Annotated in this window: 16 protein-coding genes; 1 reads left to right on the forward strand and 15 read right to left on the reverse strand. The window is 63.3% G+C overall.

Features of this window, described 5'->3' with window-relative positions; all coding sequences use genetic code 11:
• Nucleotides 1-15: 15 nt before the first annotated feature.
• The 9 genes from uvrC to R3E49_RS04635 all read right to left on the reverse strand — a co-directional run bounded on the left by uvrC (nucleotide 16) and on the right by R3E49_RS04635 (nucleotide 10,327).
• Nucleotides 16-1,842 (reverse strand): excinuclease ABC subunit UvrC, encoded by a 1,827-nt coding sequence (gene uvrC / locus R3E49_RS04595; RefSeq protein WP_371293970.1) that lies wholly within the window; start codon nucleotides 1,840-1,842, stop codon nucleotides 16-18.
• Nucleotides 1,839-2,867 carry a UDP-N-acetylmuramate dehydrogenase gene (murB, locus tag R3E49_RS04600; RefSeq protein ID WP_371293971.1) on the reverse strand — a complete coding sequence of 343 codons (1,029 nt, stop codon included), beginning with the start codon at nucleotides 2,865-2,867 and terminating at the stop codon, nucleotides 1,839-1,841. The genes uvrC and murB overlap by 4 nt, the downstream gene beginning before the upstream one ends.
• A complete protein-coding gene (locus tag R3E49_RS04605) occupies nucleotides 2,860-3,348 on the reverse strand; it encodes a low molecular weight protein-tyrosine-phosphatase (protein ID WP_371293972.1) in 489 nt (162 codons plus the stop codon). The genes murB and R3E49_RS04605 overlap by 8 nt, the downstream gene beginning before the upstream one ends.
• Nucleotides 3,345-4,109 (reverse strand): 3-deoxy-manno-octulosonate cytidylyltransferase, encoded by a 765-nt coding sequence (gene kdsB, locus R3E49_RS04610; RefSeq protein WP_371293973.1) that lies wholly within the window; start codon nucleotides 4,107-4,109, stop codon nucleotides 3,345-3,347. Before kdsB ends, R3E49_RS04605 begins: the two co-directional genes overlap by 4 nt.
• A gap of 13 nt (nucleotides 4,110-4,122) precedes the next feature.
• On the reverse strand, nucleotides 4,123-5,112 hold the full coding sequence (gene lpxK / locus R3E49_RS04615; RefSeq protein ID WP_371293974.1) for a tetraacyldisaccharide 4'-kinase: 990 nt from the start codon (nucleotides 5,110-5,112) through the stop codon (nucleotides 4,123-4,125).
• Nucleotides 5,105-6,919, reverse strand: coding sequence for a lipid A export permease/ATP-binding protein MsbA (msbA, locus tag R3E49_RS04620; protein WP_371293975.1), 1,815 nt, complete (start codon nucleotides 6,917-6,919; stop codon nucleotides 5,105-5,107). Before msbA ends, lpxK begins: the two co-directional genes overlap by 8 nt.
• On the reverse strand, nucleotides 6,912-7,343 hold the full coding sequence (locus R3E49_RS04625; protein ID WP_371293976.1) for an ExbD/TolR family protein: 432 nt from the start codon (nucleotides 7,341-7,343) through the stop codon (nucleotides 6,912-6,914). The genes msbA and R3E49_RS04625 overlap by 8 nt, the downstream gene beginning before the upstream one ends.
• Nucleotides 7,340-7,963 (reverse strand): MotA/TolQ/ExbB proton channel family protein, encoded by a 624-nt coding sequence (locus R3E49_RS04630; protein ID WP_371293977.1) that lies wholly within the window; start codon nucleotides 7,961-7,963, stop codon nucleotides 7,340-7,342. Before R3E49_RS04630 ends, R3E49_RS04625 begins: the two co-directional genes overlap by 4 nt.
• A gap of 66 nt (nucleotides 7,964-8,029) precedes the next feature.
• Complete coding sequence (locus tag R3E49_RS04635; RefSeq protein ID WP_371293978.1) at nucleotides 8,030-10,327, reverse strand: DNA internalization-related competence protein ComEC/Rec2; 2,298 nt, start codon at nucleotides 10,325-10,327, stop codon at nucleotides 8,030-8,032.
• Nucleotides 10,328-10,446: 119 nt separating this feature from the next.
• On the opposite strand from R3E49_RS04635, the gene R3E49_RS04640 reads away from it, so the two are divergent.
• Nucleotides 10,447-11,064, forward strand: coding sequence for a DUF2062 domain-containing protein (locus tag R3E49_RS04640; protein WP_371293979.1), 618 nt, complete (start codon nucleotides 10,447-10,449; stop codon nucleotides 11,062-11,064).
• On the opposite strand, the gene R3E49_RS04645 is transcribed toward R3E49_RS04640, so the two are convergent.
• From R3E49_RS04645 to nqrF, 6 genes are all read right to left on the reverse strand, one after another.
• On the reverse strand, nucleotides 10,976-12,211 hold the full coding sequence (locus R3E49_RS04645; protein ID WP_371293980.1) for an FtsX-like permease family protein: 1,236 nt from the start codon (nucleotides 12,209-12,211) through the stop codon (nucleotides 10,976-10,978). The genes R3E49_RS04640 and R3E49_RS04645 overlap by 89 nt on opposite strands.
• The gene (locus R3E49_RS04650; protein WP_371293981.1) at nucleotides 12,198-12,893 is read right to left on the reverse strand and encodes an ABC transporter ATP-binding protein; all 696 of its coding nucleotides are present in this window, start codon (nucleotides 12,891-12,893) and stop codon (nucleotides 12,198-12,200) included. The genes R3E49_RS04645 and R3E49_RS04650 overlap by 14 nt, the downstream gene beginning before the upstream one ends.
• Nucleotides 12,886-14,133 carry a lipoprotein-releasing ABC transporter permease subunit gene (locus R3E49_RS04655; protein WP_371294293.1) on the reverse strand — a complete coding sequence of 416 codons (1,248 nt, stop codon included), beginning with the start codon at nucleotides 14,131-14,133 and terminating at the stop codon, nucleotides 12,886-12,888. Before R3E49_RS04655 ends, R3E49_RS04650 begins: the two co-directional genes overlap by 8 nt.
• A gap of 20 nt (nucleotides 14,134-14,153) precedes the next feature.
• Nucleotides 14,154-14,390 carry a (Na+)-NQR maturation NqrM gene (gene nqrM, locus R3E49_RS04660; RefSeq protein WP_371293982.1) on the reverse strand — a complete coding sequence of 79 codons (237 nt, stop codon included), beginning with the start codon at nucleotides 14,388-14,390 and terminating at the stop codon, nucleotides 14,154-14,156.
• A 27-nt stretch (nucleotides 14,391-14,417) separates the two neighbouring features.
• Entirely contained in the window at nucleotides 14,418-15,410 is a 993-nt protein-coding gene (locus tag R3E49_RS04665; protein ID WP_371293983.1) for an FAD:protein FMN transferase, read from the reverse strand.
• Between the two features lie 80 nt (nucleotides 15,411-15,490).
• Nucleotides 15,491-16,714, reverse strand: a complete 1,224-nt coding sequence (nqrF, locus tag R3E49_RS04670; RefSeq protein WP_290739274.1) for an NADH:ubiquinone reductase (Na(+)-transporting) subunit F — start codon at nucleotides 16,712-16,714, stop codon at nucleotides 15,491-15,493.
• Nucleotides 16,715-16,721: the final 7 nt, after the last annotated feature.

Below are 16,721 nucleotides of genomic sequence, written 5' to 3' on the forward strand. Positions count from 1 at the left end.
AGGGCGTTCGCTCCGTTACTGGCCACTGCCGTGGAGGTGATCGTATATCTGTTGCGCCAGGGTCGCACTAATTCCGTTGATTTTCTTCAACTCATCGACGTTGGCGTTCGCCACGCCGCTGGCACTGCCGAAATGCCGTAGCAGCTCCCGGCGGCGTTTGGCCCCTACTCCGGGAATCCCCTCCAGTGAGGACCGCTGGCGGGCCTTGTCGCGCCGCGCCCGATGCCCGGTTATGGCGAAGCGGTGTGCCTCGTCGCGTATCGATTGTATCAGGTGCAGCGCGGGGCTATCCCCGCGCAGCCGGGTTTCACGCCCTGTATCGCCACGGATCAGCGTTTCAAAACCGGCTTTGCGGGTGACCCCCTTGGCAACCCCGACGACCTCAATGCTGTTCAACTGCAATGCCTCGAGCACCTGCATGGCCTGCGCAACCTGCCCTTTGCCACCGTCGATGAAGAGGATGTCAGGCAGGCTACCCTCCCCGTCCTTCAGCCGTCGGTAGCGTCGCTCCAGCGCCTGCTGCATGGCCGCGTAGTCATCGCCGCCGGTAATGTCGTCAATATTGAAGCGCCGATAGTCGGATTTACGCGGCCCGTTCTGGTCAAAGACCACGCAGGAAGCCACCGTGGCCTCACCGGAGCTGTGGCTGATATCGAAGCATTCCATGCGTTCCGGCAGTGCTGGCAGATCCAGTAGTTCCTGTATCGCCTGCAGGCGCTCCAGGGTGGATTGCCGGCCGGCCAGATGTGACTGCAGATTGGTCTCGGCGGTCTGTCGGGCAAGCTGCATCCAGCGCGCTCTCGCATCGCGGACGTTGGCCCGGATACGCACGCGACGGCCGGCCTGATGGGTCAGGGCCGCCGCCAGGGCTTCGCTGTCATCCGGCAGGTCGGTGACGATGATCTCGCCCGGTATGGGCCGTCCGCCCGCCAGGTAAAACTGGGGCAGGAAGGCCGCGAGAACCTCAGCGCCTGTCTCGTCCAGTTTGAGAGGCGGGTACCAGGTTTTACTGCCCAGAACCTGCGCGTTGCGCACGAACAGCACCTGCACACAGGCCCGTCCTCCATCGACGGCGACGGCGAGTATGTCCAGTTCCCCGCTGGCACCCTCGATGCCCTGGCTGGCCTGGACATGCTGGAGCTGACTGATCTGGTCGCGATACACGGCAGCCTTTTCATACTCCAGCGCCGCCGCGGCCTGCTCCATGTCATCCGCGAGCCGCACAAGCAACTCCTGCGATTTACCCCCCAGAAACAACGCCGTGTTCTGGACCTGCTCTGCATACGCCTCGGCCGACACCAGGTTGACGCAGGGCGCCGTGCAACGGTCGATCTGGTGCTGCAGGCAGGGTCGCGAGCGATTGCGAAAGAAGCTGTCCTCGCACTGCCGTACGCGAAACACCTTTTGCAGGAAGTGCAGTGATTCACGCACCGACGAGGCTGAGGGATAGGGTCCGAAGTAGCTGCCCTTGCGCCGTTTCCGCCCCCGGTGCAGGCTCAGGCGGGGGAACTCGTCGTCGGTGGAAAGGTAGATGTACGGATAGGATTTGTCGTCACGCAGCAGTATGTTGTAGGGCGGCCTGTGGCTCTTGATCAGATTGTGTTCCAGCAGCAGGGCGTCCACTTCCGTCGAGGTGACCGTGACCTGGATGTCCCGGATTCGCGCCACCAGCGCCATGGTCTTGGTCGTGAGCCCGCTGGCGCGGAAATAACTGCTGACCCGCGCTTTCAGGTTGCGGGCCTTGCCCACATACAACAGTTCGGCGTCGGCACCGTACATCTGGTAAACGCCCGGGCGCGTGGTGAGCTGTTTCAGGAAGCTCTCGGCGTCGAAATCAGTCACCGCTCCACCCCGTAGACGCGCGGCTCCAGTTCCAGTTGCACCGCAAACTGCTGCGCGACGGTGGCCTGGATTTCGGCGGCCAGGGCCAGCAGGGGCGGTGCTGTATTCGCACCGTAGTTGACCAGCACCAGCGCGTGCCCGGGATGCACGCCGACGCCTCCCGACCGGCGGCCTTTCCAGCCCGCTTGTTCAATCAGCCAGGCCGCTGCCAGCTTGCAGTACCGGGCATCCAGCGGAAACACCGGCAAGTCCGGATGCCGGCCGCGCAGTGCATCGGCGTGATCTCGGGAGACAATCGGATTCTTGAAGAAACTGCCCACGTTGGGCTGCAGCGCTGGGTCTGGCAAGCGTGCGCGGCGCAGTGCGACCACGGCGTCGAATACCTCTTGCGGACTCGCATTGTCGCCGCAACCTCGCGCCCCCAGCGCCGCGCTCAGTGCGGGATAGTCGGTGTTGGTCGCCGGCCTGCGTGCCAGCCGCAGGTCGACATGGGTAATGACCACACTGTCAACCAGCGCCCGCTTGAACACGCTGTCCCGGTAGGCAAATTCACACTCGGCAGCGCTGAGGGTCAGCGGTGTGCCATCGCTAACACGGCGTGCGTGAACGGCGACCACAAAAGCGGCGACTTCACGGCCATAGGCACCGATATTCTGGATAGGCGCCGCGCCGACGGTGCCGGGGATCAGCGCCAGGTTCTCGAGGCCGTAGTAACCACGCGACAATGTCCACACCACGAGCGCGTGCCAGTTTTCACCGGCGCCAACGCGCAGTGTGATGAACTCGCGTCCGTCTTCCAGCAGCTCCCGCCCCGACAGCCGCACGAGCAGCGCCAAGGCACCCAGCTGCGGCTGCAGCACCACATTGCTGCCTTCGCCAAGCGGCAGCACCGGCAGTGCCCGGGCCCGCGCCCACGCCAGCGCGGACTCGACCTCGACGACCGAGCGTACGCTACGCAGTGCCTGCGCCTGTGCACGCAGGCGCAGGGTATTCGGCGGCTGCAGGGACTCGAGGGCATCATCCATGCTGCAGCAGCTCAGCCAGCAAACCGTCACTGGCCGCCTCGACCAGTTCCAGCACCCGCAGGAATCCGTCACCTTCGCCGTAGTACGGATCCGGTACTTCGCGTTCCGGAAGGTCGGGGGCAAAGTCCAGGAACAGCCCGATGTGCCCCGCGTAATCGAGCGGCGACTCCCGGCGCAGCACCTCGAGATTGGATTCGTCCATTGCCAGCATGTAATCGAAGGTGTAGTAGTCTTCCCAGCACAACGGGCGTGCGCGCAGGGCCTCCAGATCGTAACCACGACGTCGCGCGGCGGCGATACTGCGCGCATCCGGCGGCTTGCCGCTGTGCCAGTCAGCAGTGCCACAGGAGTCTGCGTATATGCGGTGCTCAAGCCCGCGGTCTGCAACCCGCTTCCGGAATACACCTTCGGCCGTGGGCGAGCGACAAATATTGCCCAGGCAGACGAACAGCACGCGCTGGGTAGACGGCGACGTGCTCACAGCGAGACTCCGAAGCGCGCGCGGACGGCTGCCAGGTCATCGGGCGTGTCCACCCCGCCAGGCACCTCGGCGACGGCCTCAGCAACGTGGATACTCACGCCGTGATACAGGGCTCGCAGCTGTTCCAGCTGTTCCAGCTGTTCCAGCGGCGCAGGCGACCAGCCAACATACTGATGGAGGAAGCTGACCCGGTAGGCATAGATACCCACGTGCCGGAACCAGACGCCTTCGGCGGGCAGGCTTGCGGCGGCTGCGGCAAAGGCATCACGCGGCCAGGGCACCGGTGCACGACTGAAATAGAGCGCCCTGCCCTGCGCGTCGCTCACGACTTTCACCGCATTCGGATCACGCAAGGTCTCCAGCGTTGTGATCGGTACGCACAGGGTGGCAATGCCGCATGCGGGGTGTGCCGCGAGATTGCCTGCGACCTGGTCGATGACGGCAGGCGGAATCAGGGGCTCATCACCCTGTACGTTGACCACTATGGCGTCCCCCGGCAGTTGCAGCATGTGCGCAACCTCTGCCAGGCGATCTGTCCCCGAGGGATGAGCGGCAGCGGTCAGCAACGCGTCGGCACCAAAGCGTTCCGCAGCCTGGACAATGCGCGCGTCGTCAGTCGCCACGACCACGCGGTCTGCTCCACTCTGCCGCGCCTGCTCCCAGACCCGCTGGACCATGGGCCGGCCTGCAATGTCCAGCAGGGGTTTGCCGGGCAGTCTGGTTGAGGCGTAGCGTGCGGGAATGACAACGGTGAAATGCATAGTGTCTACAGGCTCAAGGCGTCCGGGTAGCCAGTGCGGCAATACGGTCGACGACGGTCTCGGGCAAGCGCGCACTGATTTTCAGATACCAGTGATTTACGCCTGCGAACGCCCGACATTTTACCGCGTCCTTCTCCGTCATGATAACCGGCGCATCGTCCAGTACAGTGATATCTCTGGCACTGAACCGGTGGTGATCCGGAAAATTGTGTGCAATGACGCGATAGCCCATCGCCGTGAGCGTCGCCTGAAATTGCTGCGGCTGTCCGATGCCGGCGACCGCGTGCACCCGCGCACCCGCTCCGGGAGGGCTTTGCCCCGGCATGGGCCGCAGCGCAAACACACCGTCAACGTCCAGGGTTAAGCCTGTCTCTACCGCTGTGCCCCCGCGCCACAGCAGCGCATCCACTGTCTTGAGGCGAGACGGCGGTTCGCGCAGGGGTCCTGCCGGCAAACAGAAACCGTTGCCCAAGCCGCGCTCTGCATCCAGCACGGCGATCTCGAAGTCCCGCGCAAGAGCGTAATGCTGTAGGCCGTCATCGCAGAGCACGATATCCACAGGGTGCTGCGCCAACAGGCTGCGCACCGCCGCGGGCCGATCCGGATCGACAACACAGGGTGCGCCGGTGCGCTGGAAAATCAGCAGCGGTTCGTCGCCGCAATCGGCCGCGCTGCTGGTCGCAGAGACGGTATGCGGGAAGCTGCCGGACCCGTTGGCGCCGTAGCCGCGGCTGACCACGCCCGGTCGCAGGCCGCGCGCTTGCAGCGCCTCGACCAGCGCGACGATCACCGGGGTTTTGCCGGTGCCGCCCAGGGTAATATTGCCGACGATCACCACCGGGACTGGGGCCCGGTAGGCCTTGCACACCCCCAGGCGATAAAGCAGCCGCCGCAGCGCCGCCACAGCGCGGTAGACCGCTTCCAGCGGCCGCAACAGCCAGGTCCAGCACGCGCCTTCGTACCAGCCTCGCAGCAGGGCCGCTTCGATCCCTCGGCTAGTCACTGAACTCCTGATGATACAGCTGTGCGTACAGACCGCCCTGGGCCAGCAACTCCTCGTGACTGCCTGCGGCGACAATACGTCCCGCATCCATGACCACGATACGATCAGCCCGTTCTACCGTAGACAGGCGGTGCGCGATAACGATACTGGTGCGGTTGCGCATGATGGTATCCAGAGCCCGTTGAATACGGTGCTCCGATTCATTATCCAAAGCCGATGTCGCCTCGTCCAGGATGAGCACAGGCGCATCCTTGAGGATGGCGCGGGCAATCGCCAGCCGCTGGCGCTGGCCACCGCTCAGCCCACCGCCATCGTCACCCAGTTCGGTATCCAGTCCATCGGGGAGCCGCTCGATAAACTCCATCGCGTGGGCCGACTGGCAGGCCGCGATCACATCCTCCCGGCTGGCCCCCGACAGGTCGCCGTAGGCGACGTTGTTGATTACGCTGTCCTGGAACAGGGTGACGTCCTGAGACACCATCGCCAGCTGGCGGCGCAGGTTCGCCAATTCGTAATCCGCGATGGAGACCCCGTCCAGCGTGATGTCGCCGTTCTGCAGCGGGTAAAAACGTGCAAGCAGCTGGATCAGCGTGCTCTTGCCGCTGCCCGAGCGACCAACGAGTGCCACCGCCTCCCCCGCCCGGATACTCAGGTTGAGTCCGCTGAGGACCTCCTGCGTGGTGCCGGGGTAGCTGAAGCTGACGTCGCGCAGCACGATGTCGCCCCGGGCGCGGTCCACGCGATAGGTTCCCGTGTCCTGCTCGTCATCCAGATCCAGCTGCGCGAAGATGTCTTCGGCGGCGGCCAGCCCCCGCTGAATAATGCTCTGAATGCTGCTGACCTGGCGAATTGGCTTGCCCAGCAGGCCCGCGGCCGTCAAAAAAGCGACCAGGGAACCTGCGCTGAAGCCGCTGAGGATTTCCGGGTTGAGCGCGAACCAGACCAGTGCGCCCAGTGCGATGGACAGCATGGTCTGTATCACCGGGGTGCTGAACGCATCGACAAAGGCCAACTTGAGGCTTTGATTGCGGTTGTACTCACTGGCGGCAGCAAAGCGTGCGCTCTGCTGCGCCTGCCCCCCGAACAGGCGCACCTCCCGGTAGCCGCCAATACTCTCATTGGACACCTGGGTGACATCGCCCATGGAATCCTGAATCCGCCGACTGTAGCGCCGGAAATGCTTGCCGACAACGCTTACCACCACCGCAATACAGGGGGCGACCAGCATAAACACCAGGCTTAAACGCCAGTTGAGGTAGAACAGGTACCCCAAGAGGCCTATCACGGTGAGCCCCTCCCCGACCACCACTTTCAGTGCCTTCGTAGCGGCGCCAGTGATCTGCTCCACGTTGTAGGTGATCTTGGAAATCAGCACCCCCTGGCTATTGTTGTCATAATAGCTGCTGGGCGCCAGTTGCATCTTGTCGAACAATTCGATGCGCAGCTGGTGAATCAGATTGCGGGCTACGTGGTTCATGAAGTAGTTGCCGGCGAAGTACCCCATGGAACGGGTGAAGGCCAGCACGATCATGGCAATCGGCACACCGATGCGGGCAAATTCGAGCCGTGTCATGTCGCCCGCGTCCAGCAGCGCATAGGCAGCGCGCGCGACCAGGCCGGATTCGGCTTTGTCTGACTCATTCAGCGAATCGAGCAGGAACTGCATGAGGTCGGCCAACAGCACATTGCCGATGGAATAGACCACATAGCCGGCGATACTGAGCGCAAACAGATACCAGTAGGGCAACACATAGGAGAGCAGGCGCCGATACAGCTGCCAGTCGCTGGGTCGATCCTGGTCAGTCACTGGCGGCTGCCTCGGCAGGCATTCGAGTGCTGATGTTCATGTGTACAAAGCCCATCTGGCCCGCGGCATCCATGGCGCGCACCACATCCTGGTGGGCCGCCTGTGCATCGGCTGCAATCACCAGCGGCAGCGTCGTGTCACCGGCAGACACCTTGTAGATCGCCGCCTGCAGTGTCCGCACGCGGTTATCCACCAACGGCTGCCCGTTCACGCGGTAGCGCCCATCTTCATCCACCAAGACCTCCACCTGCTGCTCCGTGACCGCCCTGGGCTCGCCGGCGGCCTCAGGCAGGTCCAGGGTAAGCTGGGTCTCGCGGGTGAAGGTTGTCGACACCATGAAAAAAATGAGCAGGAGAAATACCACATCAATCAGCGGCGTGAGATTCACGCCGACTTCGGCGGCTTGCTGGCGGCGGAACCTCAAGTGCGCTCGTCCCGCCGCTCATCACTGTGCAGAGCGTCCATCAGTTTGATGGTCTCCTGTTCCAGCCCCACCACGATGGCGTCAATCCGACCGACGAAGTAGCGGTGCATGACCAGGGCCGGAATCGCTACCGCGAGGCCCGCCGCTGTGGTGATCAGCGCTTCGGAAATACCGCCGGCCAGGGCACTGGCATTACCTGTGCCCTGGGCCATGATCTGCGCGAAAACCTTGATCATGCCGACCACGGTGCCCAGCAGTCCAAGCAGGGGTGCGACCGCCGCAATGGTGCCCAGGGTATTCAGGTAGCGTTCCAGGTCGTGTACGACGTGGCTCGCGGCGTCCTGGATACTCTCCTTCATCACCTCGCGGCCGTGGTTGGCATTGGCCAACCCCGCTGCCAGTATGCGCCCCAACGGGGAAGACTGCCGCAGGCTGCGCAGACGCTGGGTGTCCAGCTCCCCGGCCTTCAGCTGCTTCCACACGGTAGCGAGCAGGTGCGGCGGCGCGATCTTTTTGGGATTCAGTGTGTACAGGCGCTCAACGCAGATCGCCAGCGCGAGGATAGAACAGAGCAGGATAAGCACCATCAGCCAACCGCCCGCCGTTACGAGTTCCAGCACAATCGATGTCCATTGCCAGTGTGGCCTGCATTATACGCACAGGCCAGAGGCCTGCGAAACTGCGCACTAGCGCTTCCAATAGCGCGGTTGCAGGGCCCGGTGCTGCAGCAGGACGGGGCGTTCACCGGGCTCCAGCACCCACTCAAGCGCCCCCGTATGCGCCGTACTCAGCGTGTCGATGTCCAACGCCTGATGTCGCTGCACCACGGTGGTGGCCGGGTGACCAAAAGCATTGGCCCGTCCATGGGTATAGATCACCCGCCGTGGTCGGACATGCCCAAGCCAGGCCCAGGACGACGAGGTCTTGCTCCCGTGATGCGCCGCCAGCGCAAGGTGGCTATGCAGGTGTTCGCCCCAGTAGCGGACCAGGGTTCTCTCCCTGCGCGCGCTGATATCACCCGGTAGCAGAAGTTCGGTACCGGGCAGCACGACACGCAGCACGCAGGAGCCATCGTTGCGACTGAGGTGCTCGCCGGGCGCCGGTGCCAGAAGTTGAAAGCGCACGTCCTCGCGCCATTGCCAGGCCTGCCCCGCGCGACAGGGTTGGGCGCCCCTGATGTCGGACAGGTCGGCGCCAACCAGAAGACCGGCAGGTGACAGCTCTGCCTGCAGAATAGCAAGTCCGGCACTGTGATCGTGGTCGCCGTGGCTGACCAGCAGCGTGTCAAGATGGCGGATACCGCGCTGGCGAAGTACCGGGATTACGGCGCGCTCAGCCACCGACACGCCGCCCGGAGGGCCTCCACCGGTATCGTAGAGCAGTGCGTGTTCCCGGTCGTACAGCAGCACTGACGTCCCCTGCCCGACATCCAGCACCATCACATGCACCGCCTGCGGACTGGCAACCCGGTGGTTGGCAAAGGGTAGCAGTAGAGGCAGCGGCAGTATGAGCAGCAATGCCTTGCGCGGCCAGCGCAGCGGTAGGCAGGCCAGCGCTGGTGCCGCAGCGGCCAGATACAAGGCAAGTGGTGTCGACGCAAGCATCCGGTATACGCCTGCCGGATAACGCGCCGCCACCGCTGTCGCCACTGGAAGCAGCTGCTCAAACGGCCACGCGGCGAGGCTCCAGAGCAGGTCGGCGAGGCCACTCCCCAGCAAAGCAGCAAGTGTTCCGGCAAGTACCAGAGGCACCACGAACGTCCCGACCATCGGCACCAGCAGGGCGTTGCTGATGGCAGCAACCAGGCTCGCGCCGCCAAACCATGCGCCGCTGACAGGCAGCATGGCAACGGCCATGAAGCCATGGGCAAGCCACCAGCCACCCCCCCTGCGCCGCCAGGCACTGAACCAGAGCAGGCACGCCACTGCGGAAAACGAAAGCCAGAAACCCGCGCCCAGCACGACCAATGGATTCAGGGCCACCAGCGCCACTGCGGCGAGCAACAGGTTGTGCCAGGTCAGCGCGGGACGGCCACACAGGCGCGCACAAAGCAGCGTGACCAGCATCAGCCACGCTCGTGATGTCGCCAGTGAAAATCCTGCCAATGCGGTGTACACGGTAGCGAGCATCAGTGCCGCCAGCGGCGCCGCCAGATGATTCCACCGGGAGATACCGAACACGAGCAGGAGACGGGCAAAAACGCTGCCCAGCAACAGGCCACAGGCGGCGACCATCCCGACATGCAGCCCTGAGATCACCAGCAGGTGGCCGACGCCGAATTGCTGGAATATCCGCCAGAGCCCGGGGTCCAGCGCGCTGCGATCGCCGACGGCCAACGCCGCGAGTATCTGCGAGGCTGGGCTGGCGCCCTGCGAACGGCTGATCCTTTCACTGAGATGCTGTCGCAGACGCTGGTGCGCGGTGGACCAGCCACCCGCCTCCAGGCGTTGCGCCGGCGCGGTGCTGCTGACGCTGCCCACCGCGTCAATGCCGGCTTCTGCGAGCCAGCGCTGGCGGTTACTCGCGCCGGGGTTCTCCAGACCCCATGGCAGGCGTAACCGAACCCGGAAACGCCAGCGTTCCCCCGGAAACAGCGTGAGGCCGCTGCCTTCCGTTAATAGCAGCTGTTGCGGGCCAGAACAGCCGTTGCCCAGCGGCTGCTCCAGCTCCAGATGGAAGCGTTGCCATTGGCGCCCCTCTGCCTCCACGTACCTATGCGGCAAGCCCGAGACACGACCTTCTACCCACAGCGGCAGGCGCTCGCAGGCAACCGGGAGCTGTTCTGCCTGCCAAGCGTGGGCGTGGCTGGCGCCCACCGCAAGGCCCATCAGCAGTGCGGCACACAACCTGTGGATACGGCTGCGTCGGTGCCAGGCAGCCACAGCGAGGATCGCGAACAGGGGCGGCAGCCAGGCTGGTCCCAATTGCGAGGCCAGGGAACAGAGCATCACCCCGACAAGAAACGCCGTCAGCAGCGCAGGCATCGGTGGTTTGCCGCGGGTTTTGCCGCCATAATATGCGCCGGATGGACCTGGTGGTTACCAGTGCGCACTGAAACACGTCGTAGCCCCCTTTATACACACCAAAATCAACCAGACTGCACATGCCACGAAAAACCCTGAAACAGTGGTTACCCACGCCCAGCCGCATCCGCAATATTGACAGCCTGCGCGTGCTGGGTGACTGGATTTACCAACCCAATCTGTGGCACATCAATCGTTTCTCTGCGTCCATGGCCTTTTTTGTCGGGGTCTTCGTCGCGTTTCTGCCGATACCCGGGCAGATGCTGGTGGCCGCCATACTGGCGGTGTTACTGCGTTGCAATCTGCCCATGTCGGTGGCTTTGGTGTGGATCACCAACCCGGTAACCATGCCAGCGATGTTCTACCTCTCCTACCGGGTAGGCGCACTGCTGATTGATGCGCCGGTGCATGTCCTGGAGTTTGAGCTCAGCCTTGGCTGGATAACAGATCGCATTGAGATGATCTGGAAGCCCCTGCTCGTGGGCAGCCTGCTCTGCGGCCTGCTGTTTGGCTCACTGGGTTATACGGCGGTCAACCTCCTGTGGCGCTGGCGGGTCGGCCATCACTGGCGCAAACGCCAGGCCCGTCGGCACAGCCGGGTGCAGACGTCTAAACGCGTTCCTGATGCAGAATCTGCGCCGGCGCAAGGCGTGCAGCGCGCCGCGCCGGATACAGCGCGGCCAACACGCAAAGTATAAATGCCACCAGCGACACCCACGCCACATCCGACACCAGTATTTCCACCGGGAGAAATGACACCGGGTACACGTCGGTACTGAGAAAACGCATCCCCAGCAGCTGTTCCAGCCCCATTACCAGACGGGGTATCCCGAGGCTCAACAGCACACCGGACAGGCTCCCAAGCAAGGCGCCGATAATGCCGATCATGGCACCCTGAAGAAGAAAGATGCCGGTGATGTCTGCTCCGGACGCACCCAGCGTGCGAAGAATTGCGATATCGCCCTGCTTGTCGAATACCACCAGCACCAGTGAGGAAACCACGTTAAACGCGGCAACCCCTATGATGGAGAACAACAGAATACTGACCAGATCCCGCGACAGCTGGATGGCGGAATACAGGTTTCCGTGTGTCATCATCCAGTTTGTGGTGTAGTAACCCACCGGCAGATCGGCCAGCAGAGACCAGCCAAGGCCGTGCACATTGAACAGATCCATCACGCGCACCTGCAGACCCGTTATCCCGCCCGAGAGCCCCGCCAGTTCCGAGGCCAGCTCCAAACGCACCACGGCAGCAGACTCGTCCAATTCCGTGCCGGTTGACAGCAGGCCAATCAGGGTTACTGCGGCAAACTGCGTCTCTGCCGGATTGGAGCTGTCCGCGCCGGGGACAATCAGGGTCAGCGAATCACCGGGTGCTGCGCCCAGCCGATGCGCAAGACCACTGCCCAGGAGCAGTCCCGAGGGCGCTGCGGTGAAGCGCTGCTGCAGATCGCGATCCAGCGCCGCCAGCAGCCCCTCGTGCCCCGCGCCGGGCAACCCGATGCCGATGCCGGTTTCAATGTCACGACCGCGCATGAACAGGGCGTCAAACTGTACAAACGGTTGCACCGATTGCACTTCCGGCCGTGCGCGTATTGCAGAGGCAACCGGCTGCCAGTCGATCAATGGCTCCGTGGCATAGACGCTGATGTGTGGCACCAGCGCCAGGATCCGCTCGCGCATCTCCTTGTCAAAACCGTTCATGACCGAGAGCACCGCAATCAGTAGAGCGATCGCGAGAATGAGGCCCAGCGCCGAGAGTGAGGCGAGGAAGGTCGACAGATAACCGCGCCCAAACGCAAAGCTGTAGCGCAGGGCGATGCGTCCCTGGTCACGCAGCCGCATCAGTCTGTTCCCACAGGGCACCCTGCCGCAACTCCAGCGTTCGATCCATGCGCCGCGCGATGTACGGATCGTGAGTGACCACGATGAAGCCGGTGCGTGCGGCGCTCAGGGAGTCAATCAGGGCGAGCACCTGCTGCGCCGACTCGGGGTCCAGATTACCCGTGGGTTCGTCCATCAGCACGCAATCAGGCCGGGTGACCAGGGCCCGGGCAATCGCCACCCGCTGACGTTCTCCACCCGACAACTCGCCGGGGCGATGCTGTAGGCGGTGGTGCATGCCGACCTGCTCCAGCACGGCCTCTGCTGACTTCCATGCACTGCGTCGCCGTGCCCCGCCAATCAACAATGGCATGGCGACGTTTTCCCTGGCGTCGAACTCCGGCAACAGGTGGTGAAACTGGTAGACAAAACCCAGGTGCTGGTTGCGCCAGCGGCACAGGGCGCGCTCCCCAAGCTCGGCAAGATCCTGACCGCGAATCAGTACCCGACCTGTCGTGGGCGTATCCAGGCCACCGAGCAGATTGAGCAGCGTCGATTTTCCGGAGCCCGAAGCGCCCACAATGGCGACCTTCTCCCCGTCACGCAGCGCCAGTTCTACCTGGCTGAGCACCTGCACCTCGCGAGTGCCATCCCGGTACACACGGCCCAACTGCTCGCAACGCAGCACCAACGATTCATTCATAACGTAACACCTCGGCCGGCGCGATACGCGAGGCCCGCCACGCGGGGTAAACACTCGCCAGGAGACTGAGCAGCAGGGATGCTGCAATCACCGCTGCGACGTCCTGCCACTGCAAACGCGCCGGTAACTCGCTGATAAAATAGACGGATGGATCAAACAATTTCACACCCAGCCACCGCTCCAGGGCTGCCGTGATCCGGGCAATGTGGCTCGCCAGTAACACGCCCAGGGCGGCGCCGACGCCAATGCCTGTGCAGGCAAGGCCCAGACCGTGGGCAAAGAAAATCGCCATAATGCCGCCGGCGCGGGCCCCCATCGTGCGTAACACCGCAATGTCACCGCGTTTTTCAGCCACTGCCATGACCAGTGTGGATACGATATTGAATGCCGCCACGGCGACCACACTCAACAGCAACAGCCCGACCATGATTTTCTCCATTTTGACCGCGCGGAACAGGCTGCCCTGGGTTTGTGTCCAGTCGCGGGCCAGCAAACCGGGAGCCAGGGACTGCTGGAGTGCGGCCAGCTGTCGCGGCGCCTGCATCAGGTCGCTGGTGCGCAGCTGTATACCGTCCACGCCAGCGCCCGCCCCGAACAGCCGCTGGCCGGTTTCCAGCGACACGTAGGCCTGGTAGCCATCCGGCTGGGCATTGACCGCGAACAGCCCGACCACACGCAGGCGTTTACTGCGCGGAAATGTGCCCAGCGGCGTGACCGTGAGGCTGGGTAGCGTGACATCCAGCGTATCGCCGGGTGCGACTCCCAGCCCGCGTGCCAAACCCGTGCCCAGCACGACGCTGAAGGGCTGTTGCAGGTCGGCCAGGGTGCCGGTCAGCATCGCTTCATTGACACTGGATACAGTGGCCTGGCGTTGCACATCGATAGCGGTCAGACTGGCTCCCCGCAGAGTCCCCTGACCGGAGAAAATCACCTTGTCTGTCAGGTACGGCGCAGCGGCGAGAACGCCGGGCTGCAGGACAAGCACTTCGGCCAGCTGCGGCCAGCCCTCGATGCGCCCCTCGGCTGCCACTACAAAACCGTGGGGCACCAGCGCCAGGATGCGATCACGCAGTTCCGCGGCGAAACCGTTCATGATGGAGAGCACGGTAATCAGGCTCGCCACGCCCAGCACCATGCCCAGCATGGACACTGTTGCTATGACGCTGGCAAAGCGGTTGCGCCGTCGGCTGAAGCTGTAGCGCAGACCAACGAAGATGGCGTAGTGGAAGCCCAGTGGAATGTACCTGCGCGTGGCCTGCGTTAGCGGTCCGCCGGATAGAAGCGCGTGTCATCCCGGTCATCGGCGTCACCGGTGTTACGCGTCTCCTTCTCACAGCGGCCGGGATCACCACCACAGATATCACAGGCGGTGTCGAAGCCGAGTGCGCCCATCCCGCCACAGGAACCCTTGATGGGCCCACGTCCCATGAGCACACCGACGGCCATAATACCCATGACAACCGCGATCAGCACTGCGGCGAGAACAAATTCGGTCATTGCAGTCATCCTTGCGGCTCCAGGCCGCTATTCTGTCAGGGTACTCTGATCCAGCCACGGCGCAAAGGCGCTGGAATACGATGGCACGATACGCTCCCCATCGCGACGCATCAAATACACGGCGAGGCCATGCTGCTCCGCCAGCGCGAGTGCCTCCTCAGCGCCGAGCACGGTAAGTGCGGTCGCCCAGCCATCCGCCGTCATGCAGTCCTCTGCCAGTACCGTGACGGACACCAGATCGTGTGCCACCGGATACCCCGTGCGTGGATCTATGCTGTGCGAGTAGCGCCGGCCCTCCAGTTCAAAGTAGTTCCGGTAGTCCCCCGAGGTCGCGACCGCAATGTCCTCCAGCGCAATCCCCAGCGCGACAGCCCGTGCACCAGGCTCGGGTCGTTCTATCGCTACTCGCCAAGCGTCACCGCGCGGACTGATTCCCGAGACGCGCATCTCGCCGCCCACTTCAACCAGGAAGTTGTCGATACCGTGTCCGCTGAGGGCAGCGGCCAGCACATCGACGGCGTACCCTTTGGCAATCGAGGACAGGTCCAGCTCCACGTCCCGGAGGCGCCGCAGACGCTGCAGGCCGCTGTCGAACTCAATGTGACGCTGCCCCACACGCTCGCGCGCTGCGTCGATCGCGCGCTTGTTGGGCAATTCCATACGGGGTTGGACCGGTCCGAAACCCCAGAGTTCGACCAGCGGCCCCACGGTGACATCGTAGGCACCACCGGACAGTTCGCCAATGTGCAGGGCCTGTGCCATGACCCGCCCAAAGTGCTCGGAAACCGGAACCCATTCGCCGACCGGACTGCGATTGAAGCGGCTGATCTCCGAATCGATCTGCCAGGTGGACATGCTGTTGTTCAGGTCGACCAGCAGGCCCTCAAGCACGGCCTGCAGCTGTTCGGGGCGTGCTGATTCCTTGGAGGGTAGATACGTGATGTGCCAGGTCGTGCCCATGGTGGCGCCCGACAGGGCCACACCGGTACGCGGCTGCGAACACGCGGAAACCAGCAGCAACAGCAACGCCAGTATGGCGCCGGCCGCCCTACAAAAAAGCCACCCCGAAGAGTGGCTTGCACTGTGCCGATGGCGCTGCATCAGCCGCCGAAGTCGTCCAGCAGAATGTTTTCCGGCTCCACGCCCATGTCTGTGAGCATGCGCACTACCGCGGCATTCATCATTGGCGGACCGCACATGTAGTACTCGCAGTCCTCGGGTGCGGGGTGGTCCTTCAGGTATTCCTCGTACAGGACGTTGTGGATAAAGCCGGTCAGGCCTTCCCAGTTGTCCTCGGGCTGCGGATCCGACAGGGCCACGTGCCACTCAAAGTTGTCGTTCTCTGCAGCGAGCTGGTCGTAGTCCTCGACGTAGAACATTTCACGCAGCGAACGCGCGCCGTACCAGAAGGAAATCTTGCGCTTGCTCTGCAGGCGCTTTAGCTGGTCGAAAATATGTGAGCGCATGGGCGCCATGCCCGCGCCACCGCCGATGAAGATCATCTCTGCATCGGTATCCTTGGCAAAAAACTCGCCAAAAGGCCCATAGACCTTCACCTTGTCGCCCGGCTTCAGGTTAAACACCCAGGACGACATCACGCCAGGCGGAATACCTTCGCTGCCCGGAGGCGGAGTGGCGATACGGATGTTGAATTTGACGACGCCGCGCTCTTCCGGGTAGTTGGCCATGGAATAGGCACGGATGGTGGTCTCGTCAACGTGGGATTCCAGCTTGAAGAAACCGAAGCGCTCCCAGTCGCCGCGGTACTCCTCCTCGATCTCAAAGTCCTTGTACTTGACCACGTGCGGCGGGCATTCGAGCTGCACATAGCCCCCGGCGCGGAAATCGACGTTCTCGCCCTCCGGCAGCTTCAGCGTCAACTCCTTGATGAAGGTCGCTACATTGGGGTTGCTCTCTACCGTGCACTCCCACTGCTTGACGCCGAACACTTCTTCCGGCACCTCGATTTTCATGTCCTGCTTGACGGCTGTCTGGCAGCTCAGGCGCCAGCCTTCCTGGGCGTCACGCTTGGTGAAGTGGCTCTCCTCGGTGGGCAGCATGGCGCCGCCACCCTCGGTGATGATGCACTTGCACTGAGCACAGGTGCCACCGCCGCCGCAGGCCGAGGGCAGGAACAACCCGCTTTCGGACAGGGTTTGCAACAACTTGCCACCGGCGGGTACATGAATGGTCTTCTCACCATTGATCTCAATGGCGACTTCGCCACTACTGACCAGGCGAGAGCGTGCGCTCAGAATGACGGCGACCAGGGCGAGCACGATCGCCGTGAACATGGTAACACCGAGGATGATCGTCAGGTTCATAACAGCA

The sequence above is a fragment of the Haliea sp. genome, from assembly GCF_041395985.1.
Classification (GTDB): domain Bacteria; phylum Pseudomonadota; class Gammaproteobacteria; order Pseudomonadales; family Halieaceae; genus Haliea.

Excerpts from the sequence above, each read along its gene's own strand:
- nqrF (WP_290739274.1), bottom strand. The coding sequence starts at position 16,714 with ATGAACCTGACGATCATCCTCGGTGTTACCATGTTCACGGCGATCGTG.
- murB (WP_371293971.1), bottom strand. The coding sequence starts at position 2,867 with ATGGATGATGCCCTCGAGTCCCTGCAGCCGCCGAATACCCTGCGCCTG.
- nqrM (WP_371293982.1), bottom strand. The coding sequence starts at position 14,390 with ATGACCGAATTTGTTCTCGCCGCAGTGCTGATCGCGGTTGTCATGGGT.
- R3E49_RS04635 (WP_371293978.1), bottom strand. The coding sequence starts at position 10,327 with ATGCCTGCGCTGCTGACGGCGTTTCTTGTCGGGGTGATGCTCTGTTCC.
- R3E49_RS04645 (WP_371293980.1), bottom strand. The coding sequence starts at position 12,211 with ATGCGGCTGCGTGACCAGGGACGCATCGCCCTGCGCTACAGCTTTGCG.
- kdsB (WP_371293973.1), bottom strand. The coding sequence starts at position 4,109 with ATGCATTTCACCGTTGTCATTCCCGCACGCTACGCCTCAACCAGACTG.
- R3E49_RS04640 (WP_371293979.1), top strand. The coding sequence starts at position 10,447 with ATGCCACGAAAAACCCTGAAACAGTGGTTACCCACGCCCAGCCGCATC.
- R3E49_RS04650 (WP_371293981.1), bottom strand. The coding sequence starts at position 12,893 with ATGAATGAATCGTTGGTGCTGCGTTGCGAGCAGTTGGGCCGTGTGTAC.